Annotated in this window: 17 protein-coding genes and 6 pseudogenes; 15 read left to right on the top strand and 8 right to left on the bottom strand. The window is 30.2% G+C overall.

The annotated features are described in order from the left end of the window. The first annotated feature begins 15 nt into the window (after positions 1-15). From OTBS_RS03495 to OTBS_RS16120, 4 genes and pseudogenes are all read left to right on the top strand, one after another. Complete coding sequence (locus OTBS_RS03495; protein ID WP_050897520.1) at positions 16-1,155, top strand: glycosyltransferase family 4 protein; 1,140 nt, start codon at positions 16-18, stop codon at positions 1,153-1,155. A gap of 349 nt (positions 1,156-1,504) precedes the next feature. Further along, the gene (gene atpD / locus OTBS_RS03490) at positions 1,505-2,941 is read left to right on the top strand and encodes a F0F1 ATP synthase subunit beta (protein ID WP_011944630.1); all 1,437 of its coding nucleotides are present in this window, start codon (positions 1,505-1,507) and stop codon (positions 2,939-2,941) included. After that, positions 2,938-3,342, top strand: coding sequence for a FoF1 ATP synthase subunit delta/epsilon (locus OTBS_RS03485; RefSeq protein ID WP_011944629.1), 405 nt, complete (start codon positions 2,938-2,940; stop codon positions 3,340-3,342). The genes atpD and OTBS_RS03485 overlap by 4 nt, the downstream gene beginning before the upstream one ends. A 270-nt stretch (positions 3,343-3,612) precedes the next feature. Continuing rightward, positions 3,613-3,795 (top strand): annotated as a pseudogene (locus OTBS_RS16120) (IS110 family transposase); the annotation flags it as partial. Positions 3,796-4,221: 426 nt separating this feature from the next. Here the strand turns inward: OTBS_RS16120 and OTBS_RS11675 are convergent. Beyond that, positions 4,222-5,047, bottom strand: a pseudogene (locus tag OTBS_RS11675) (IS5 family transposase). A 104-nt stretch (positions 5,048-5,151) separates the two neighbouring features. Here OTBS_RS11675 and OTBS_RS03470 point away from each other — a divergent pair. Then, positions 5,152-5,643 (top strand): annotated as a pseudogene (locus OTBS_RS03470) (hypothetical protein). 3 nt (positions 5,644-5,646) lie between these two features. Here the strand turns inward: OTBS_RS03470 and OTBS_RS03465 are convergent. Together OTBS_RS03465 and OTBS_RS03460 are read right to left on the bottom strand one after the other, a co-directional pair. Beyond that, a pseudogene (locus OTBS_RS03465) lies at positions 5,647-6,459 on the bottom strand (DNA adenine methylase). A gap of 484 nt (positions 6,460-6,943) precedes the next feature. After that, entirely contained in the window at positions 6,944-8,848 is a 1,905-nt protein-coding gene (locus OTBS_RS03460) for a hypothetical protein (protein WP_011944627.1), read from the bottom strand. 196 nt (positions 8,849-9,044) lie between these two features. Here OTBS_RS03460 and OTBS_RS13985 point away from each other — a divergent pair, with 196 nt between their 5' ends. The 5 genes from OTBS_RS13985 to OTBS_RS03440 all read left to right on the top strand — a co-directional run bounded on the left by OTBS_RS13985 (position 9,045) and on the right by OTBS_RS03440 (position 11,857). After that, on the top strand, positions 9,045-9,185 hold the full coding sequence (locus OTBS_RS13985) for a hypothetical protein (protein WP_232488894.1): 141 nt from the start codon (positions 9,045-9,047) through the stop codon (positions 9,183-9,185). Between the two features lie 354 nt (positions 9,186-9,539). Next, positions 9,540-10,367 (top strand): sensor histidine kinase, encoded by an 828-nt coding sequence (locus tag OTBS_RS03455; RefSeq protein WP_011944626.1) that lies wholly within the window; start codon positions 9,540-9,542, stop codon positions 10,365-10,367. Continuing rightward, positions 10,306-10,722: a hypothetical protein gene (locus tag OTBS_RS16115; protein ID WP_232488893.1), complete on the top strand. Its 417-nt coding sequence runs from the start codon at positions 10,306-10,308 to the stop codon at positions 10,720-10,722. The genes OTBS_RS03455 and OTBS_RS16115 overlap by 62 nt, the downstream gene beginning before the upstream one ends. Positions 10,723-10,748: 26 nt before the next feature. Next, complete coding sequence (locus OTBS_RS16110; protein WP_232488892.1) at positions 10,749-11,129, top strand: ATP-binding protein; 381 nt, start codon at positions 10,749-10,751, stop codon at positions 11,127-11,129. Between the two features lie 134 nt (positions 11,130-11,263). Beyond that, a complete protein-coding gene (locus OTBS_RS03440) occupies positions 11,264-11,857 on the top strand; it encodes an HD domain-containing protein (protein WP_011944625.1) in 594 nt (197 codons plus the stop codon). 67 nt (positions 11,858-11,924) lie between these two features. Here OTBS_RS03440 and OTBS_RS03435 read toward each other — a convergent pair whose 3' ends face one another. The 4 genes and pseudogenes from OTBS_RS03435 to OTBS_RS03420 all read right to left on the bottom strand — a co-directional run bounded on the left by OTBS_RS03435 (position 11,925) and on the right by OTBS_RS03420 (position 16,788). Next, entirely contained in the window at positions 11,925-12,470 is a 546-nt protein-coding gene (locus OTBS_RS03435; RefSeq protein ID WP_011944624.1) for a hypothetical protein, read from the bottom strand. 102 nt (positions 12,471-12,572) lie between these two features. Then, positions 12,573-13,029, bottom strand: a pseudogene (locus OTBS_RS03430) (conjugal transfer protein TraD). A gap of 810 nt (positions 13,030-13,839) precedes the next feature. After that, the gene (locus tag OTBS_RS10250; RefSeq protein WP_011944623.1) at positions 13,840-15,576 is read right to left on the bottom strand and encodes a hypothetical protein; all 1,737 of its coding nucleotides are present in this window, start codon (positions 15,574-15,576) and stop codon (positions 13,840-13,842) included. A gap of 336 nt (positions 15,577-15,912) precedes the next feature. Then, a pseudogene (locus tag OTBS_RS03420) lies at positions 15,913-16,788 on the bottom strand (IS982 family transposase). A gap of 382 nt (positions 16,789-17,170) precedes the next feature. Here OTBS_RS03420 and OTBS_RS11665 point away from each other — a divergent pair. The 5 genes from OTBS_RS11665 to OTBS_RS16105 all read left to right on the top strand — a co-directional run bounded on the left by OTBS_RS11665 (position 17,171) and on the right by OTBS_RS16105 (position 22,622). Then, the gene (locus OTBS_RS11665; RefSeq protein WP_080571828.1) at positions 17,171-17,653 is read left to right on the top strand and encodes a MobA/MobL family protein; all 483 of its coding nucleotides are present in this window, start codon (positions 17,171-17,173) and stop codon (positions 17,651-17,653) included. 17 nt (positions 17,654-17,670) lie between these two features. Continuing rightward, on the top strand, positions 17,671-18,483 hold the full coding sequence (locus tag OTBS_RS17545) for an AAA family ATPase (RefSeq protein ID WP_269763899.1): 813 nt from the start codon (positions 17,671-17,673) through the stop codon (positions 18,481-18,483). Continuing rightward, a complete protein-coding gene (locus tag OTBS_RS03405) occupies positions 18,468-20,018 on the top strand; it encodes an AAA family ATPase (RefSeq protein WP_041621175.1) in 1,551 nt (516 codons plus the stop codon). The genes OTBS_RS17545 and OTBS_RS03405 overlap by 16 nt, the downstream gene beginning before the upstream one ends. A 629-nt stretch (positions 20,019-20,647) precedes the next feature. Continuing rightward, positions 20,648-21,358, top strand: coding sequence for a hypothetical protein (locus OTBS_RS13980; RefSeq protein ID WP_041621174.1), 711 nt, complete (start codon positions 20,648-20,650; stop codon positions 21,356-21,358). Beyond that, positions 21,303-22,622, top strand: coding sequence for a toprim domain-containing protein (locus tag OTBS_RS16105; protein WP_041621173.1), 1,320 nt, complete (start codon positions 21,303-21,305; stop codon positions 22,620-22,622). The genes OTBS_RS13980 and OTBS_RS16105 overlap by 56 nt, the downstream gene beginning before the upstream one ends. Here OTBS_RS16105 and OTBS_RS13970 read toward each other — a convergent pair. Next, the gene (locus OTBS_RS13970; protein WP_157866333.1) at positions 22,600-22,698 is read right to left on the bottom strand and encodes a type IV secretion system DNA-binding domain-containing protein; all 99 of its coding nucleotides are present in this window, start codon (positions 22,696-22,698) and stop codon (positions 22,600-22,602) included. The two genes, OTBS_RS16105 and OTBS_RS13970, sit on opposite strands and share 23 nt — an antisense overlap. Positions 22,699-22,730: the final 32 nt, after the last annotated feature.

Raw genomic sequence — 22,730 nt, 5'->3', positions numbered from 1 at the left:
AGATTGAAAAATATTATGAGTATAACTTACCATAAAAAAACAATTTTACAAGTCGTACCATCACTCGTAAATGTTGGTGTTGAGCGTAGTACTATTGACATTGCTAACTATTTGGTACAAAGTGGCTATAAATCCTTAGTAGCATCATCTGGTGGAGTACTACTTGAGCAGTTAAATAATACTGGCAGCACACATTATCTAGTAAATACTGCAAGTAAAAATCCATTTGTTATTTGGTATAATCATACAATACTATCTGACATCATAAAACAACAGAAAGTAGACATAATACATGTTAGGTCAAGAGCTTCAGCTTTTAGCTCATATCTTGCAGCTCGTAAGACTAAAATTAAATTTATTACTACCTTTCATGGGTTTTATAATTTTTCAACTTTAATTAAGAAAATGTATAACAGTATTCTGGTTAAAGGCGATATAGTTATTGTAGTTTCAAACTTTGTGAAAGATCATATTATAAAACATTACAATGTGCCTGAGGAAAAAATCAGAGTAATACATCGTGGCATTGATTTAGAGTACTTTAATCCTGACAACATTTCACCAAAAAAGTTAGAGCAGTGCAAGGCAATGTATAATATTCCCAAAGATACTTGTGTAATATTGTTACCAGCAAAAATGACTAAAAGAAAAGGGCATGAAATTGTGATTGAAGCTTTAAATGCAATCAAGGATTGCGATTTTTATTGTATCATGACTGGAGATATATTATCTAATCGTAATTTTACTAATGAAATAAAAAAGAAGATTATGCATTATAAGCTGCAAAGCAAAATTCAAATTTTTGGATCTACAGCTCATTTACCAGAATTATATGCCTTAGCTGATATTGTTCTTTGCCCTTCAATTGAGCCAGAAGCCTTTAGTCGTGTTATAGTTGAAGCTCAAGCTATGGAAAAAGTCATAATTGCTAGCAATATTGGTAGTACCATGGAAACTATTGCTGATGAAGTTACAGGGTTTCATATTAACGCATCTGATGTACAGGATTTATCAGAGAAAATTAAGTATGTACTACTAAATTTAACTAGTAATAAAATGCAAACTATGCGCAAGCAAGCAAGGCAATCTACATTATTGCAATTTTCTTTACAACAAATGCAAAGCAAGACTTTAAGTGTTTACAATGAATTATGATTATAATAAAAAATTATAGTTTTTTAGCTAGGGCTAGTTATGATATAGCTAAAATTAAAGATTTTTATTAATATTGTCTGAGTACACATTATAAAAAAGACTTTTCAAAGATAGTAAGCTATAACAGATTTATAGAGTTAATGCATATGGCATTTTGCAGATGCTACCGTTATTACAATCTCTTCTCTCTCTACCTTAACTTTATTAGAAGCATACATATCCTAAATTTTGTTTTGTATTTTGCAGAAAATCTAATTTACAATTGTTTATATTTGTTATTTTTTCTATTGTAGCATAGTATAAAGCATATTATACTGAGCGTATACTTTAAACGAATTTCGATTTACCAATGAAGTTAAAAGCCAAATATAAACAGCAATCCAAAGTTGGTAAGGTTGTACAAGTAGTTTCAGCTGTTGTTGATGTTAGTTTTGCAGGTAAAGACTTACCGCATATTTTAAATGCTTTAGAGTGCACTATTAATAATGAAAAAATAGTTCTGGAAGTTTTACAACACATAGGAGATGATATAGTACGATGTCTAGCTATGAACTCAACTGATGGATTATTTAGAGGAGCTGAAGTAATTGATACTGGAGAACAAATTAAAGTACCAGTTGGTAAATCAATTTTAGGAAGGATATTGAATGTAGTTGGACAACCAATAGATGATTTAGGTCCAATTAAATGCGACAACTTTTCGCAAATACATAAAGATGCTCCAAAGTTTATCAATCAATCTACTTCGAGAAAAATACTAATTACTGGTATTAAAGTAATAGATTTACTTACTCCATACATCAGTGGAGGAAAAATTGGCCTTTTTGGTGGTGCTGGAGTTGGTAAAACTGTATTAATAATGGAGATTATTAACAATGTAGCTAAGGCTTATAAAGGTTATACAGTTTTTACTGGAGTTGGAGAGCGTACTAGAGAAGGTGGAGATTTATATAAAGAAATGGTTGGATCTAATATAATTGATCTTAATAAGTTAGAAAATTCTAAAGTTACTTTGGTGTTTGGGCAAATGAATGAACCTCCTGGAGCAAGAGCTAGAGTGGCATTAACTGGCTTAACAATAGCAGAGTCATTTCGGGATATGAACGAAGGTGAAGTTCTATTATTTATTGATAATATTTTTAGATTTACTCAAGCAGGAGCAGAAATATCTACATTATTAGGACGTATTCCGTCTGCAGTTGGTTATCAGCCTACCTTAGCTACTGATATAGGAAGTTTACAGGAGCGGATTACATCGACAAAATTTGGAGCTATTACTTCAATACAAGCAATTTATGTGCCAGCTGATGATTTAACTGATCCAGCTCCAGTAGCTTGTTTTGCACATCTTGACGCTACTACAGTTCTTAGTCGTAAAATTGCTGAGCTTGGTATTTATCCAGCTGTTGATCCGTTAAATAGTAGTTCACAAATTCTTGATGCTAATGTAATAGGACAAGAACACTATTCAGTAGCTACTCAGGTACAAGAAATTTTGCAAACATACAAGTCATTACAAGATGTAATAGCTATATTAGGTGTAGATGAATTGTCAGATGATGAGAAAAGAATTGTTTCTAGAGCTAGAAAAATACAGAGGTTTTTAACTCAGCCTTTTCATGTTGCGGAAGTGTTTACAGGTAAACAAGGTAGATTTGTTAGTTTAGAAGATACAATTTATGGATTCAAAGGGCTGATTGAGGGAAAATATGATGATTTGCCAGAAATGGCTTTTTACATGGTTGGTAGTATTGATGAAGCTATTGAAAAATCTAAAACATTATGAAACCTATAAATAGTACAACGCTTATAGTTAAAATTTTAGCTTTAGAAAAAATAATATACAATAATAATACTGTTGACATGTTAGTACTTCCAGGTTTGGAGGGAGTGTTAGCGGTTTTACCTCAACATTTACCTATGCTAGTTGTATTAAAATTTGGAATAGTAGAGGTTCATTATAATGATAGAAATATTGATCGTTTTACTATTAGCGGTGGAATAGTAAAAGTTGATTCTCAAGTAGTAGATATAATTTCAATGTTTGCAATGAATTGTACGCACATAGATGGACTCAAAATAAAAGCTAAAATTGAGGAAATTAATGCTGTAACTTCGTCAAAACAGAGCACTTTATTACAAGAAGAGCATAAATTTTTAATTGCTAATTTAGAATTATTAAGTTAGATAGTATTATTTATTACTAAATGTATCCTTATATGATGAAAATATGTGAAGTTATAATAAAATAAAAGTTATAGCAATAACACAAAAGGAAGCTAGTAATAGGTCTGCTCCTTAGGCTAATAGCTTGTACTCAAGATAAGTAACTAGCTTTTTTGAATAACAAAAAAAACCGGCAGTATTCTTAGGCTAAAAATTCTGTATTTACAAGGTTGATTTCAAGATATTCAGTTAAATTTAACATAAAAGCAGTGATTATGAATAGTATAAGAGATATTTAATGCAGCTGTGTTAATTAATAATAAAGTGCAAATAAAAAAGTTTAATAATAATGCTGATGGATTTTACAAATTAGTAACATGCTTAAAAAGCAGAGGAGATAATCACGGATCATGTTTGTATGGAAGCAGCTGGGGGATTTACTGAAAATGCTTAGCACAATATCTATACGATTATATAGCTAAAACAGTATAAAACAGTTATGTTGTATACTTTTTGAAAATGGTGTTTAAGTCAGAGTGATCTTTTATTCTTCCTGATTTAGCTTAAAACTATTTTTTCTCAATAGGATTTAAGAGAATAATACGGTAAATATTCTAATATGTGTCCATCTTTTTTATCATACATCCAAATTATTATAACTGTTTTATAGTAGTTTAGCTATATCCGTTCAGTTCTAGGTGCACTATGAACAAGACTGCTATCATGCGTAAAGACAATAACCTTTCCTTTGTCTTTGACCTTTTTATCTTATCATGAAATTTTAATCTCTTTTCTTTTTTTGCCTTGAGATGTTGTAAACGCCAGATTAGGATAAGTGGAAATATGAAATGTAGAGAATAAAAGGTATACAAAGAGAGAATAGACTTCTTTCGAAACTGGTTAAGGTAGTTCAAAATTATAAATGCCAGAGATCAAATTAAATCTAAGACCGAATCTTTTACGTCTATTTCGATATTTGTCAGCAATAATTTTGAACCGTTTTTAGCATACCAATAACATTTTCATTGACAACTCTTTCTCCTGCTAACCTACGATTATTCTTTTTATCATTTTTAGTTAAAGGATTTTTCTTGCTTTTTTTCTTTGGTAATGCAGAATTATTGCGAATTTTTTGTATACCTTGATATCCTGTATCAGTAATCGCTTTAATCTTAGGATGGATAAGAATTTTGGATTCCTTAAATAATCTAAAGTCATGTTTTTTACCGTTAGAAAAATCTGTACATATTACTTGGTGCGTTTTCTTGTCTACCACTATTTGAGTTTTTAGTGTATGCTTTTTCTTCTTTCCTGAATAATAGAATTTTTATTTTTTTTTAGGTCCTTCTATAGGACTCTCAGTAGCACCAATCAAGACTACTTCATAATTCATATCGCTATTCATTAGAGCTTTACGACCTGGAAGAGCAAAGTTTGGGTGTTTAACTAAGGTGTCTTCTACCCATTTTACAGCTTTATATGCTGAACTTTCACTAATCCCATAGTTCTGACCTATATGAAAATAAGTACGGTATTCTCTAAGGTATTCTAAGGCCATCAATAACTGTTCCTCCAAATTGAGCTTATTTTTACGCCCTCCTTTTGATTTCTTAACACCATCAGCTTTCCTCAAAATATCCACCATCTTTGAGAATGTTCCCTTCCTTACTACTGTTAATCGACGAAATTTTTCATCCTTTAACTCTTTAATCTGATCTAATTTCATTGTTACTTCAAATCAGATTTTTATAACACTATTCTACATCATTCTCTAGTTTCGAAAGAAGTCTATTAAGTTTATAGAAAATATTAAATTAGATAGATACTGCTATGAGTATTTTGAAATCACTTTTACAACCTTGTATAATAATAGCTATATTGCTTTCACCATCGATATGTACAGCAAATAATAATGTAAACTTCAATGCTTTCAAAGATAGTATTGATACTTCACAATTCTATATAAAATTTTCAACTGGTATTGCTACTAACTACGATACATTAGAAGCTGGAATTGGTTATAGATTAGATCGTCACAGAATGGATGTAAGATTAGGATTTATGTGTCATCACAACTGTAGAGATAACTTTGTTCAAGGAAATTATTATTACAATATAATTGAAGGTAACAAAGCATCAATTTTTGTTACAGGTGGCCTAGTATCAGTTCTCGCGTGTTGCAGTGGTACTGGTATAGATTTGTGAGTTGGCACAACAATAAACTTATCAAGAGATGCATATTTAGATATTGAATGCTCCACAATAGCTAACTATAGACCACTTCCTATTCATATACGTGTTGGATGGCGGGTTCACATTTAATAACTAGCAAGTTTTATAGTTAGTAATGATTAGCTCATTAACGAGATTGCGTTTTTGATTGATTGAGTATGTAACTCCAATATGAGTAATGAAGAAGTCTTTGTATAAGTCTTTAATGAAGGTAGTGTTATTATTTGAAAGCATAATTTTAACACCTTTATTGTTTAGTTCATATACAAAATCTCGTAGTCTGATTTGCTCTTTTTCATCAAATGGGACTCTAGTGTAGAACCTTTCTCCTGATTGGTGGTAAGGAGGATCGAAATAAACAAAGTCATTTTGTTGAGGCTCTATAAATGAAAAATCCATTGCGCAAATTGATACATCGGTTAAAAGTTTACTACATTTGTTTATTCTAGAGCAAATATGAAGCTTAAGATATCACTTATCAGAAAATGTTTGAGCAGATGTACCATCTCTGTTTAGCCTATAAATTCCCCTAAAGGAATATTTATTAAGATATATAAATTTTGCAGTAATATCGTTAGGATCATTACTATAATAATTGTCTCTTATTTTATAGTAGAGATTTTCAGAATGGTTTTTGTGATATAGATTTAGTAACCTGTTGACTTCATTTGGATTCTTTTTTACAGCGTGATAACTAGTAATTAAGTTGAGATTAATATCAGACAAAAAACATTGTTTAAACAGATGCCTAACTTGAAAAAATAAAGCCCCACCTCCAAGGAATGGTTCATAGTAATTATAGTATGGCCCTGAAGGAAGATGCTTTATTAGTTTAGCAACAATTCTCCTTTTGCCTCCAACCCAGTGGAAAAAAGGCTTTGGTTCATTAGAAATTGCTATTGACACAAGAATTTTTGATTAATTAAATCTCTACTATGAATTATAGTAGAAAATAAGCCTTAAAGCCAGTAATAATAACTGCTGCAGAGCTTTTTTTATAAATCTTTTTTGAATGATGTTTTTGAAGCTAAAGATACAATGTGATAATTTCGCATCTATTTTAAAAAAGATGAAAAAATCTTTCATAATTATGACAAAAAGTCATGTACTGACAAAAAATGAAATGATACTGTATACCTGATGTTATCCGAGATTCAAGATTTAGATAATATTTAGCTAGAGGTTATTTCATTAAAACTTCAGAATCTGCTATTAAAGGTATAAATGAATCTCTAGCTACTCTTTAATCACTACTTCAAACAGCAAAAGTAATGCTATGATTATTAGTGATAAGAATAACAATAAACAAAAAAATTCTCCATTCCATATAGCTTAAATTTTGTACCTAATGTGCAATTAAAATTTTAAAAGCAATTTCTTAATATTTTTGTCAAAGTTCTGACTCTAACTCACTCTTTATTTTTGCAACATGTCCTTTCGGTATTATCTCAGTTTCTATGCCCAACTTTAAATTCTTCAATGCGTTTTTCGAAGAGTAATTATCTCCAGCTATTTGAGCTCTGACAGGTAAATCTATTTTATGATTTTGAAGACAAGATCTGCGGCAGGAATTAACAATTTCATCTTTAATATCTAAAGGTAATGGAGAATTATCTAAGAAATCATCTTTAAGAGTATGTTCAGCAGATTGAAGTAATACTTCCTTAATAACGAAAAGTATTTTTTTATTTAAATAAAAGTCAGAATCTTTCAGTGTACTAGAAAATAGTTTCTGCACTATATATTTTTTATCTTCTGCATTTATAGAGTCCCAATTTGTTTTAGTATTAGATTGGTTATTTGCATCTATAGGTGTTGTATCTAACAGCGATTCGTTTATAAATACATCCATAAGCAAACATTTTTTAGTAATAAGATTATATCCAGTAGTATAGTAGCCACCATATTTTACAACAAACTGTTCTGGTATAAGAAAATTTGATAACATTGTATCTATCATTGCTTGAGATTGATCAGAATTTGCTTTTATAACACCTGCATTGATCAAATATATAGCTTTAGATTCTGCTAAAAATTTTAGTCCTTCACTGTATAATACTAATGGTGCATTAACATATAGATAGCGTGTCAATTCAATTAAGTGTAAGTCATGAATTGGAACTGTAGGCTTAATTCCTAAAATATTGTTTACCTTAAATTGAAATATGCTAAGAAAATTTTCCTTAACTTCATCTGCAGTAAGTGATCCTAAAGTAGGAAGTTCAGTAGAATGTTTTATATTTGATGATGACAGCCCACCTATAACACTTTCTAACATTTCTAATTTACTGGAATATGGAACTAAAGTAATAAAATCATATAACTCTCTAAATATTTGATCAGGAAGATTATCTCTCAATACCTCTCTAACAGTTCGTGTTGAACAATTACTATAACGAGGATTAATTACTGGTATTTTATTGACTGGGGTAGGCTCTAATAGCATTAGTTCAGAAGAATCAGTGAAATAAAACATTTTTTTTTGTCTTATATCATCAGTTACCGAACCACTAATCATATAGTGTATTCCTGTAAAAACTACTTGATCCTTAGTAAGACATTCTCTTTTCTTAAGTTCATCTATTTTCTTAAGTTCATCATAGTCATTTGTGCTTTTTGATGTAGCAATACGATAATGATTAGACATTACTGTGTTGTCTGGGTTATATAAGACTCCATAATTGACGTTTGTATTATTATCACGATAATACTTTGCGATATTCAAATGACTTAAATTGTCAACATTATCAACAGCATTAACAGTACTAACAGTACTAACAGTACTAACAGTACTAACAGTACTAAAGTCTATATAAGTTTCTCCTCTATGATCTAAATCACGTGATTTTTTTATTATTTCTACAGTTTGAATCCATTGCATCCCTCTGTCAGCCATCTTTTTTGCATAAGTATATGTATCATCATTTTGTTCCATATTTGCAAAAAGAATTCCAAAATCATCATAAACGCATTCACCGTTACATAATTTTGTAAAAAATGCATATTTATCTCTTAAAAGCTCTATATAAAATTTACTTTTTAACATTTGTTCAAGATGATAAGTAATATTCTTAAGTTCTATACAATCTTTATTAAATAAAGCTTTATAACAGTTAATTAGATTTATATATCCAGATAACGCTATTTCACTCGTACTACCTGGTACATTTATATTATCATGATTATTTGATCTATCAACAGATTCAAAATGGTGTACTAAATTTATTTCATAACTATGATTGATAAACTCATCATATAATTTATTTATATCCGTTTCAGGTATATCTTCATACATAATACTTCACCCTTAAAATTAATAATCTAAATAGTTAACACTGTAATATCGGTTATTATATGTTAAATGAATAATCACTAGTAAAATTATATACTGTTATCAATAACAATCAATAACTTTTAACAACATTGTTATATTTTGAAATTATCATTGCATTAATCCGAAACAAAGAAAAGTAACTATCAAACAAGTACTATTGGCTCAAGGGCAGCTTGAAATAAAAGAAGACTTTAATTCTATAGAGAAAAAAGATCTTGACTTAGTTAATACAGCCCTTGATTTTTATATTTTGGATATTGTAGGTCGTTTTAAAGATGTGTTTGAACCTGATGTTTAAATTAAGAGCAAAGAAGATAAGTCCAGAACTTTTTCAGTTAATATACTAAATTATCAAAGTCTTTTTATACAGAGATAAATTGCATATCTCATTTTGAATGAGATTTTGCTTTTTTCGGTGTAAATAACAATGCGATAATTTCGCATCAATGTGTAATATTATGAAAAAATTTTCATAATTATGACAAAAAGTCATGTACTGACAAAAAATGAAATGATACTGTATACCTGATGTTATCTGAGATTCAAGATTTAGATAATATTCCGATAGAGATTAAAAGCATATAAACAACTAAATTTATCTTTTTAATCTCTAGCATAACTATTTTAACACTTAAAACAGCAGTGTAATTCTATGCCTATAGAATACGAAGGTCAAAATAAAATCAATAAATTAACTGAAAAATTATCTACAGAAGGAATTAATAGCACAACAATAAAACAGATAGATTCTGAAATGCAAAAACTATACTGCCAGCTAGAGGAATCTGAGCAAGTAAGCATAAATTGCATAGAGTGGATACAATATTTTAGGCTAATAGTAAATAACTACGACAGAAAAAAAGTAAATATAATAACTTCTCTAAATGGAATGATTTTTTTATTTAGACAATACATAGCATCAACAAATGTAAGGATTGAAACATTTAACATAGAATTGCTAATAAATAATACCGTTATCAGAATGAGGAAACATTTTGAAAATGAGAATATAAAGCTAAATGTTCAAAATGACATAAAGACGGTTCTGATTGGAGATAGTTTTAGAATAAAAGCAGTAATAAGTCAGTTAATTGGTAGTGCTATTATAAATAGTAGTAAGCATAGCAAGATTACTATTAACATCAATCAGTATTCAGAAATATTACAATTTACAGTACAAAACATAGTACTAAGCCCTTCTAAAGAAAAATTAGAAAGAATAAATTCCGAACTAGAGAATTTGAATTTGGTAACATATCAAGAACTAGGAGAAGGATTAGCATTTATTAAACATCTTATACATCAGCTAAAAGGAAGGCTAAGAGCAAAAGAGGAAAATAATTACATAACTTTTGCATTTGAAGTGCCAATAACTAGTTTTAACTCTTCTTTTGGCGAATGTTATGAAAAACCAATGGATGGTACAAATTCCTCCAATACCAATTACGCTAGTGAATGGAGAAAGGGAGAATATCGATGAATATATAGAGATAATAACAAAGTTAAGAAAAGCTAAGTATCAGGTCGAGGTAGCTGAATCATTGAAAGAATATTGTGTGAATCTGATACAGAATATCAAATATAGATTTAATATTGCAACTAGTGAAATTGTAAGGCTAGCAAGCGAGATCATGTTAAGTGATTCAAAAAATAAAGATAAGCTGGAAACAATATTAAATCGAGCAGTAAATCTCCAAGAGTACTGTAATGATGTAGTTTACACGCTTAGAAGCGAAATTGAGAATGAAAATTTATGTTTAAAAAAATTTAGCATACAAAAGCTAGTAAAGGATGCTGTCATGAGACTTAAGACATTGCAAAAGAGAAAGATATAAAAATCAATTACAATTTTCAGTACAAAATGAAGGATATTGTGATTGGAAATAGTGATCACTTACAAGCTATATTAAGTCAATTAATAGGAGGAGTCATTAGATTTAATCACAGCTGCAAGGTTATAATTACAGTTCATTTGTTTACTGTAAAAAATTATATAAAAAGCGATAACATACTACAATTTAGAATACACGATAAAGGAAGCAGTATTTCAAAAGAAAAATTAGGAGATATAAAAGCTAAATTAGCTGATTTTGAGTTGGTACGAGACTATCCACAAATGTTAGAATCAGGATTATGGTTTGTAAATTACCTTATTAATCAACTTAATGGAGAAATGGAAATAGAAAGTGAGAAAGGCAAGTTTACAACCATTACTTGCAATATTCCAGTACAATTTTTTTAATCAAAAATAACACATTTTAATGATTAAAAATTTTACAATTTGATTTGCTTCTTTCCTAGACTTTGTCTGAGATTGAAGCATATAAAAAGTTTAAATTATGGTATAATTTATTAAAGATTATTTGGAGATGGAAAATGATAGACTTTTATAGCGAGAGCTTACTAAATAAGCTGTTTGAAACCAACGTAAGATTTAATACTAAAATTGATCTTGATAAAGTTGAAAGAGCAATACTTTACGCTAAAAAATATCATGACAAACAACTTCGAGATACAGGAGAGCCATATTATATGCATCCATTAGAAGTAGCTTATATGGTATCAGACTACAGCTTTGAAACTGATACAATTATTACAGCAATACTACATGATACACTCGAAGACACAACACTAACCAAAGAAATAATAAGTCAAGAATTTGGTAATAATATTGCAGAACAGGTTTCAGACCTCACCAGAATTAAGGATAATAAAAAAATCAGTTCTAGAGAAATGATTCAAACATTTTATAGCCAAAATAAAACAGAACTATTATTAATTAAGCTTTTCGATCGACTACATAATATTCAAACCATACACATAAAACCTTATGAAAAAAGACAAAAAATCGTTATTGAAACTCAGCAAGAATTTATACCTCTTGCTGAATATCTTAAATTACCAGAAATTGCCATAGAGCTAAATAAATACTGTGAGCTTTATGCTAGTTGGAATACAAACTTTTTCTAACTAGCATACATAGCATTACATATATTTCTACTTTCACAATGGAGTATAGCTGCTTGGCATAGATATATTATCGTTCTGGATCATCAATTAATAGTATATTACCTACAAAATCTCTAAATTGATCCTGATTATGAACACGAATATTATCACTATAATAGGCAAGTCTATCGTCATCAGTGAATGTATCTAATTGCTCTAGTAGATTTTCACTCAAATCATTACATGCAATGGTTAAATCCTTATTATCTAATGACTTTTGTCTTTGATAATTAAGAGGTTCATGATCATACTTTAATACTACAGACATAAGTTGGTCATAATTAAAGTTTTCTACTGCGTATAATGTATTGCATGTTTGTACAGCGTACTCATGATATTCTATTGCTATATAACTACTATCACTATCTACATAACGATAACTAACTGATTCTTTTTCTCTATTACAATTCAATTTTACTTGTTGAATAATATTGGCATATTCAATATTACTCCATCCAATCAAGATTAAAGTATTATTGCCTTCTTTTTTTAATGTAAAAGTTGTAGCTAGCTGCGCTATATTTATCGAACTTTCGCTACTAGATTCAGCTTGATAAAAATTAGTACTATACATAAATCACCCTTGTTGTTAATAAATATTGTATTACACTTCTGATTTATAAATTATATTAGCTATATTATCAAGTTCTGTTTAGTTCATATAAGTATTTAAAAACTAAGATACAAGCTCTAGTTTGCACTGAACATTGAGAAGGCAATTCTTTAAGGCCTCAATGTCCTTAACATTGCCGCACCATTCTTGACGAAAACTGTTCCATTTTAAGCCATGAAGGCGAATGTGGTGCTTAGTGTTTTCGTCTGGTTCAGAGGAAAATTTTAAAATCACAGCAGCTTTATTTTGCTGTTCTTTATCAAAAATATCTTTACCGATTGTAGTCCAATGATTCTGAACATTTGGATGTTGTGTTAAAGTTTCTTTTAGTGAAACCAATCGCACCAAATAAAGTGTTTGCTGATAAGTGATCAAGCTTAGCCTTAGCGACTAGTCCACCCATTTCGATAAGACGTCGAGTACGCATTTTACGTTCTTTGATTTTGAGGTTAACCTCATCCATGATTAGCTTAGCCTTTTTTTGTTGGAGAGTAATTTTTTGCTGCATAAGATTTGCCATGTTAACGCCAATTTAGGATAAGGAGTTAGAATAGGAAGAAGAGGAGATAAGATAGGGATTAAGTTTGGAGATAGAATAAGTAGCAAGAGAAGCAATGATATGAACAAAGAAATTAATGGGAGAGCGATGTCTAGTAACGCCAATTTAGGATAAGGAAAATATGAAAGGTAGTGAATAAAAGGTATACAAAGAGATGATGTTGAGTTAAAAAGAAAATTTAAATAAAAAAGGAATAACCCAACATGAAAAAATGTATTATAAACGCCAGATTAGGATAAGGGAAAGCATGAAAAGCATAATGAAAAAGGCCTACAAGAGATAATATACAATTAAATTATGCGATATATTTAAATATAATTTCAATTAATAACGGTTTATTTATTGCTCGCATGTCTGCAAATGCAAATTTAGAATAAGAAACGCTTAGAAAGAGATAATATACAAGTATTACAATGGTCAATGTTTAAGTTATTAAGTATAGTATTACGAACTAATACTTGTAAAAATATGAGCAATAAATAAACCGTTATTAATTGAAATTATATTTAAATATATCGCATAATTTAATTGTATATTATCTCTTGTAGGCCTTTTTCATTATGCTTTTCATGCTTTCCCTTATCCTAATCTGGCGTTATAAATACTGGTGGAGTTGGAACTTCTATATTAATGGTAAGCAAGTTTATGGCTAAGATGTATCAGCAATTTATGCTATGAGGTAAATATAATCTACTGTGACAGTAGCGATAATGTATTTTTTGATAAATTTAAGGTTAATTGCAAATGTTTGCAACAAAAGATCGTTACATCTCATCTGCTTATAGTATATTTTTTATTTCTGCCTCTTAGTATTAATTGATCTTTCTTACTATTTAAATCTAACGCATGCTTGGCCTCCTTTACATATCCTTTTTTTATCACATTTGTTTCTAAAATTACTTTTTCTTTTTTTATAGAATGTTCAAATACATTTATCGGTGCAGCATCTCCACCAATTATTTGCGCTTTAATAATCGAAGCAATTTTTGAATCTTGTAGACAAGCATTACGCCAAGAATTAAGAACTTGATTTAAATCTTCACTTAACATTAAAGCATCTGATGTAAATTTACTGTTATAGTCTGCAATACATTGCAATAATCTTTCCTTAATAGGCAAAAGTAATGGTTTAGTTAAATATAAATCATTATCTTGAATTACTGGAAAAAACAGCTTTCTAACTATATACTTGATATTTTCTACACTCATACATTGATTTGCAATATCAGATGACAAAATCATGGTTGTTATCTCATTAATTAAACATTTTTTAGTAATAAAGTTATATCCTTGATCATATAAATTGCCAAAATTTAAGTAGAGGTCAGTACTATATACTACTTCTGCTTGTGATTTATCTACATTCTTTTGTATAATATCAGCATCAATAAGCTTCATAGCAATAACATCAGCTAGAAATTGATAGCCATCGTCTAGTAACATTAATGGGTGAGTTGTGTCTAGAAGTTTTATAAGCTGTAAATTTTTAACAGATGCATCTGAGCTAATGCTCAAAATATTATTAACTTTATATTGTAACTCACTAAAAAATCTTTCATTTGGAGTAAGTGATTTTTTGCATTCTTCTAAAATTGGCATTCCAATTGCTAATGGTTTATCTATTAGTTTTTCCAACATTTTCAACTTACTTGAATATGGAACTAATGTAATAAAGCAGTATAAGTCTCTAAATACTGCTTCATCAATATTATCTCGTACTGCTTCTCTAATACATCTGGTAGTACAATTACCATATAATTGCTGTGTTACTAATTTTGTACTAGCAGCACTTGGGTTATTAAATGAACTTTGTAGCGCACGATCGTATAACTCTGCAGTTATTAATTCTTCTATTTCTTCTGTAGAGAAGATATCTTCAGGTATATAATACTTAATTCCGCTGTAATATGCATTCAGTGTCTTGTTTTTATAATCAGTAATTTTTGCAACTTTTAATAATTCCTCTTTATCTTGAAGAGCCATATTAGCCTTCCTAACTCCGTAACCAGCATTATAAATTATTTTATAATATCCATTATCATCTTTAGAATACTTTACAATAGTAGCATGTTTGCCATCAACAATGGTGCCATCTTCTCTACTGAATACTGCTCGCTCAACATGAGCTATGTAAGCTGCTTTTTTATTTTCTATATCATCCATTCTTTTACTTAATAGATTCTTGTAATACTTACGATCGAATCCATCAGCTAAATCAATATAAAGTCTGTGCTTAAACATCTCATTAATATGATAGCTTATTTCTTCAAGTTCCAAACAGGTATTATCAGACAGAAATAGATAACAATCAATAAGCAGTTGATAACCCTTCAAGGCTTGAGCAAAAGAAGCAATGCCAGGTATATTTACACTATGTTCTTCTTTGTATGAATCTGTATAATCAACAGATTCATAATGCTGAACTTGGTTTATTTCATAGGTATATGCCTTAAATTTCTCACATAATTTTTTTACTGCTATTCTATAATTTTCATCTTTTGTACGCATGTTATTTGTCGCTAGTTGCTATATGCCAAAGTTTAAGAAATCTGAGTTTAATATAACGAGTAGGCTAGAACATATATTTTGTATACTCATTTAACTTATAAAATTTGAAGATATACAAATTAAGTTATAGTTATTATCGATTTCTTTTCTTTAAAATTACTGGAAATTTTCCTGTTTTTGAATACTTTTTTAATTAAAAATAATTAAGGCTTATGCAAAGCTTACATAGTGTCAGTAAATTAAAGAAGCAGTTACCATAAGCCTTTCAGATATAAGAATTAAAAAAAAAATTTCCACCATATTTCCCTGCAAAAAAACGGCTTTTTAAACGCCAATTTAGGATAAGGAGTTAGAATAGGAAGAAGAGGAGATAAGATAGTGATTAAGTTTGGAGATAGAATAAGAAGCAAGAGAAGCAATGATATGAACAAAGAAATTAATAGGAGAGCGATGTCGAGTATGCTCTAAATGCATATGTTTTTTTAGTACATTAAAAACAGACTCAATTAAGGAACGTTTATTTAATAAACGCTTATCATCTATGTCCAATAAATATGTTTTCATATCTTTGCGAAGATTAGTAAATAAACGTAGACCATTGGACAACAGTTGATGAAATAACTCTTTAGATATATAGGCTTTATCACCAAACAATTTACCAGATAAGCCTTCAGAAATAACTGAAGCTATAGATAGATCGCTTTTATTGCCTTTAGTAATTTTAACTGACATTATTTCACCTTTATTATTGATTATAATATGTAGCTTAAAGCCTAAGAACCAGCCATAACTACTCTTACCAATTTTAGAAATTCTGTTAAAAACTCTATTGCTAGAAATACGTTTATTATGACAAATTGCTAACTTTGTAGAATCGATGTAATATATACTAGTCTCTTCTCCTTTCAGATAATGCATTAATACAGCTAGCGGTAGCAACATTCTAGGCTACAGTTGTATTATTCTACTATAGCTTGGTAAACAAAAGTATCCTTTATACTTATGACTCAAGTAATATAGATAATAATTTTTAAAATCCTTGCATGGAGACAAATAAAAATATATCGCTATTGTTAATAACTCAGCTAAGGACAACTTTCCATCTCTGTTCCTTTGATTGCTACTTGGTATTAATCTCTGTTTTTCCCACTCTTGATATATCTTGCAAAAATTGTCTATTAAATAGTATACTGTTATGATACATTTTTTCATGTTGGATTATTCCTTTTTTATTTAAATTTTCTTTTTAACTCAACATCCTCTCTTTGTATACCTTTTATTCACTACCTTTCATATTTTCCTTATCCTAAATTGGCGTTGTTAGTAATTCAGAAAGATAAAAAAATCAGGCAAGAATATATCAAAATAAAATTCCAGTAAAGAAAAAAACCGCACCTGCCAAACCAACATCAAATAATTATAGTCAAAAAAACGTGAATTCAGGTTAGAAGCTTCATTAAAGAATAAGCTTATACGCAATATGTAAACTTGAAAGTTTACTGCTAAAAAATGAGCACTCATTAGCCGATTGAGTGTTAAAAAAAAGAAGTTTGTGCTAGCAAAATCAAAAAAACCATGCTAACTTAAAACTCAGGTGAGAATTGGTGTTGAGATGGCTATACAGTTTGCAATGATTGAATTTTTAAGTAGAAGTAAAGGAGGAGATAGTTGTTGTAAGGCAGCGTATAATGCAAGAACTATTGTTAAAAATGAGCAGACAAATATAAGGTATAACTTCTCTTATAAGAAAGATAACGTATATCATACAGTACTGATACCAGATTATGTAAATCAAAAATTCAAGAATGTCCAAAGATTAATGAATGAGGTGGAACAAACAGAAAAACGAAGAAACAGTAAGTTGTTGAAGGATATCGTAATAGCACTGCCAGACGATAAGGAATTGAATTTAGAAGATAGAATAAAGATTACACATGAAATAGTTGATGCAATGGAATGGGTGCAAAATGGTCTTGGAGTACAGATAGACATTCATAAGCTTCATAGAGGAGATAAAAACTGGCATGCGCATATATTGGTTACTACAAGAAGATTAAAGAGAATGGCGAAGAATTAGGTGGTAAAGCTGTTGACTTGGAGCCTAAATTCAGAACATCAAAAGGTAAGGCATTTATTATTCTAGAAGCTGAGATGATTCATGAAAAAGTGAAGGAAATAATTAATGCATATTTTGCTAAATTAGGCTTAACAAATAGAGTTGATAAGATAAGTGCAGTACCGCAAGAGCATATTGGCCCTACTAGAATTAGGGGTTTAATTAATGAAGTTGCAAATGAAAATGAGTTACGTAAAGAGGCTAATTTAAAAATTATTAAGGATGTTGATGTAATAACGGATGCTATAACACATTACAAATCTATTTTTACTAAGCAGGATATTGAAAAAGCAGTAAAAGATATACCAGACCTAACAGAAAGGGGAATGTTAGTTCAGCAAGTGTTCAGTTCAAATAGAATACTAGAGTTATATCATGATGATGGTGAAAGTAGCAAATATTTTACTACAACTGATGTTAGAGACGAGGAAGTAAGAATAATAAGAATAGCTAATAAAATCAATAATCAAGTTTATTACAACGATATTTACAATCTTAAAAGTGATATAGAAGGTCTAGCAAATGTTAGTGAAGAACAGAAACAAGCTCTAAGGCATATTTTGCTTAGCACTAGTGGAGTTAGAGTACTAAGAGGAAGAGCTGGAACAGGTAAATCCACTGTTTTAGCAAAAGCATATAAAATTGCAACAAATCGTGGACAAAATGTTATTGGACTTGCTCCTACTCATAAAGCGGTATCAGAGCTGAGGAGCAAAGGTTATAAGGAAGTCTATACAGTAAAAGGATTTTTGTATAATCGAAAAAAAAAATTTTTATGCAAAATAGGTTAATAGTAGTAGATGAAGCTGGAATGGTTGCTACTAGAGAATATGCAGAGCTGTTTAGAGTAGTTAGAAACAATAATTGTCAACTGATACTTGCTGGAGATGAAAAGCAGTTAGCTTCAATAGAAAGAGGCGGAATGTTTGAGATGCTGAGTAATATTTTCAGTTCACATGTTTTAGTGAATATTCGAAGACAAAGTGAAAACTGGAGTAGAGAAGCAGCAACAAAGTTTGCTGAGAGTAATATTTTAAGCGGTATAACATTACTGAGACAAAATAAATGTATTAAGTTTGATAATACGTTGCAGGACTCAATGAGTAAGTTAAGATACAACTGGAGTCTAAGCAAGTTTAAGCTACATGAAAAATTGGTAATTACAGTACGTAATAAAGAGGTAGACATTCTTAATTCAAGTATTAGATCTTTGTTAAAAGCTAATGGCACGCTACAAGGCACAGAATATAGGCGTTCAATAGCTGGAAGGAAAGAGTCCTACATGGCTGGAGATCGAATTGTATTTCAAAAAAGCGATAAGGATTTACAAATACAAAATAGTGAATTTGCAACTTTAACTTCGGTTAATAAAAATGAATTTGTAGCTAAGACAGATGCAGGACAAGATGTGAGTTTTGACCCAAGCAAAATACAATTTAAACATGGTTATGCAAGTACTGTTTATAAGGCCCAGGGAGCTTCTATAAAAGATGTATACGTTTTACATAATGGAGTAAGTAATATAAGCAGCTCATACGTAGCTATGACAAGGCATATAGAGAAATTACAGCTATATTGCAATAAGGAAGCAACTAGAAGCATTAACAGCTTAATAAATCAGCTTAGCAGACCAAATGATAAATCAGCTAGCATAACTCTGAAAACTGCTCATGATTTGGAGAAAGCACGGACAAAGACAACTGTTTTTAGTAAAATCGAAAACTGGTTTAAGTCTATAATCAATGATATCAATGATAGATCTCATGTGAATGAAGAATATTATCACTTTACTGCTAAACCAGAGCAAGAAGCTAAAGTAGAAAGAGTCCAGCAAGAGAATTGCATAAAGCAATGTACCACCAAAGATATTTCTACTCCATTGTTTATGCAAATCAAAGAACAAAGACAGTACAATTATGATGTAACCATTTTGTCTGCAGAAGGAAAAACGATATCAAGTTTTCAGGAAGCTGGCATTGATAGCAGAATGGTATATAGCTCAAATGTTAATAATTTGAAGTACTATCAACCATTTCAAGGAGAAAAGATTCTTATAGCTGCAAATAATGATAAACAGAATAAAGAATATGTAAGCACTATAAACGATGCTGCAAAAGTACTGAAAAGTAAAGGAGCAATCACTAGCATCGTAGTTCCTTCAGAAGGTGAAGATTTTAACGAAATGCTAAAAAATAAAGGAGCCACAGCTGTTAAGGAGCTTGTGATACCTGAAATCATGAAATTAGTTAATAATCAGAACGTAAAAACAGACCCTGAACAAATTGTAAAAACTGATATATCTCCAAAAATTGGAGTTAGACGGTAGTACTGAAGATAGAAATTACACACATGCCTACGTAAAAATAGTAAATAAACAAATAAAGCTCTAATTTAGTGTCAAATAGTTGAGAAATTTAGACTCCAAAGATTATTATTGAAAAATCTAATCTTACTATGTATTATTAAACTAACTTAGATTTGTAGTGATTAAGTATAGTATACATAATAATTGATGCAACTATAATAAAACTAATATACTCTTCTGTCGCACTATGGCAATAATACTGACCATGGCGTCTTAATCTTGTGTTTAATCTTATAATTGCATCAATTATTGTGTATATCTACGTCTTATTTTTATATCGCAGCTTTAACCAATAAATACTTAATCTAGAATTATACCGTCAGTATATCTTAATACTCCAATTATTGCTACTTCTTTTATTAACTATTCAAGTTAAAGTAATAGATATAAAACATCTCACAGTATAATCTATGTAATTCGCATTATGCCACGCTAAGAGAATACTGAAAGCATTTGAACTTTTGCAAGCTCTACATTTAACAGGAAAACTATCTCAATAATCACTTAGCAATAAAATTATAATTCAAACGGTAAAAATAGCAAATGTTTATACCGCAAAACAATTTAGTGACGCGAAGGTGAGGTTTTATATGACTGACAAAATCAATGATTCAAATAATTTCAATAACATTCATAATTCAAAAACAGAGATAGAAAATTCTAAGGCTAACAGCTGGAACCACAACGTGGCTGTAAAGTTGATAAATGGTGATATTGCTGATGGTATAGTGCTGCTTAGTGATCATAATAGCTTAAAGGCTAATAACACTCTGAAAGAATCAATAAACCAATTAATCAATGATTGGAAAAATAGTAAAGTTGAGCCGCATGACCGCTTGATAATTGCTGGTCATAAGGAAGCTGAAAATATTAATCAACACATCAGAAATTATATGAAGGAAAATGGTGATCTAAAAGGCCCAGAATACAGCATTTTAATTTCAGGAGCTGAATCAAAAAAATATGCTAACTACATGGCTGGAGACAGAATTATTTTTCAAACAAACGATAAGGATTTACAAATACAAAACAGTGAATTTGCAACTCTAGTATCAATTGATGAAAATAAGTTTGTAGCTAAGACAGATACAGGAAACGAGGTAAGCTTTGATTTGAATAAAATAAGCTTTAAACATGGATATGCTACGACAATTTGTAACCCACAAACGGCTTTCAAAAAAGATGTATATGTTCTTCATAATAATGGTGTAGGCATAGAAAGTTCTAACATAAGCATGATAGGGAATGCAGAGCAAGTACGGCTGTACTACAACGTGCAAGCTACGAAAAAATGTTGCTAATCTAATAGAGCAGCTTAGCACAGCTAAGACAGAGTCTATGAATTCAAAAGATGAGAATAATAATGTTCAAGCAAATGAAGTAAGGCAATATCAATCTGCTCAAAACTATAGACAAAACGATTATTATTCAAATAGCCAGGAAGAACTACAAAAATTGAGGGATGCAATAGCTTATAGAGCTGACACTATAGCTCGTGATGTTCTTGGAGATCCAAATAAGCGCCTATCTAGACATGGAAGAATACGTTGGGGAGACACTGGCAAAATACAAGTAACCACCGAGGGCAAATACGCTGGAAAATGGTATGACTTTAGTACAGGACAAAAGGGTGATTTATTATCCCTGGTTCAAAGAGAAAAAGGATACAGCTTTTTTGAGGCAAAGGAATATTTGAAAACTATAGTTGGAATGTCTAATATTAGCCAACGGTATCATAGACAGCTTAGGACTGACGATTCTCAACAATATACTCAACAACCTGAAAGTGTTAAAATCGCAAAAGTTCAAAACTTGTATGAACTATCAAGCAGAATACATGGTTATGATATAGATAAGAATCCACATGCAGAAGTAGTAAACAAGTATCTTGAAAATCGTGATATTACTTTTGACAAAAGCACTGCAAGTTCAGACTTAAAAGCAAGTATACTGTTTGATACTCAAACGAGAGAAAATTATCCAGCATTTACAGCATTTGCAAGAAATTCAAAAGGAGAAATTACCGGAGTACAGGCTGTATATCTAAATTTGGCAGGAGATAAGGCGAATATTTCAATTAACAGAAGATCTTTCGGTAAAATCAGTGGATCGTTCATAACAATAGCAAAACGAAATGCGAATGACCCTAATATAACAATTATAGCAGAAGGCGCCGAAACAGCATTGAGCTTGCAGCAATCAGGCATTAAAGGTAATATCATTGCTAGTGCAGGAATTTCGAATTTGACAAATTATTCACCATTTCCTGGTGAAAAAATCATCATTGCAGCAGATAATGATAGCAAAAATTCTATAACTAATAATACTGTAATTAAAGCTGCAAAAACGTTAGAAATGAAGGGAGCGATAACTTGTATAGTCAAACCACCAGAAAATGGTGATTTTAATAATCTTCTGCAAACTTGTGGAGACCAGTCAATTAGAGACATTATAGAACCTGAAATTACTAAACTGACTAAGGCAGTTGAAACAACCAAACTTACTCAAACAGAAAATAATAGTATAGCAAAACAAAATGATATTACGAATGTTGCAGTTCATTAAGCATATTAGTTTTACCAGTACCTGTTGTTCCAGTAATAAGAATGTGTAACCTTTCACTATTCTTTACTAATGGCAAGCCTCTAAAACAGATTTTTGAGGCCTTTTTAG

It is taken from the genome of Orientia tsutsugamushi str. Boryong (assembly GCF_000063545.1).
In the GTDB taxonomy this organism is placed as follows: domain Bacteria; phylum Pseudomonadota; class Alphaproteobacteria; order Rickettsiales; family Rickettsiaceae; genus Orientia; species Orientia tsutsugamushi_C.
This window is presented reverse-complemented; position numbering and strand designations above follow the sequence as displayed.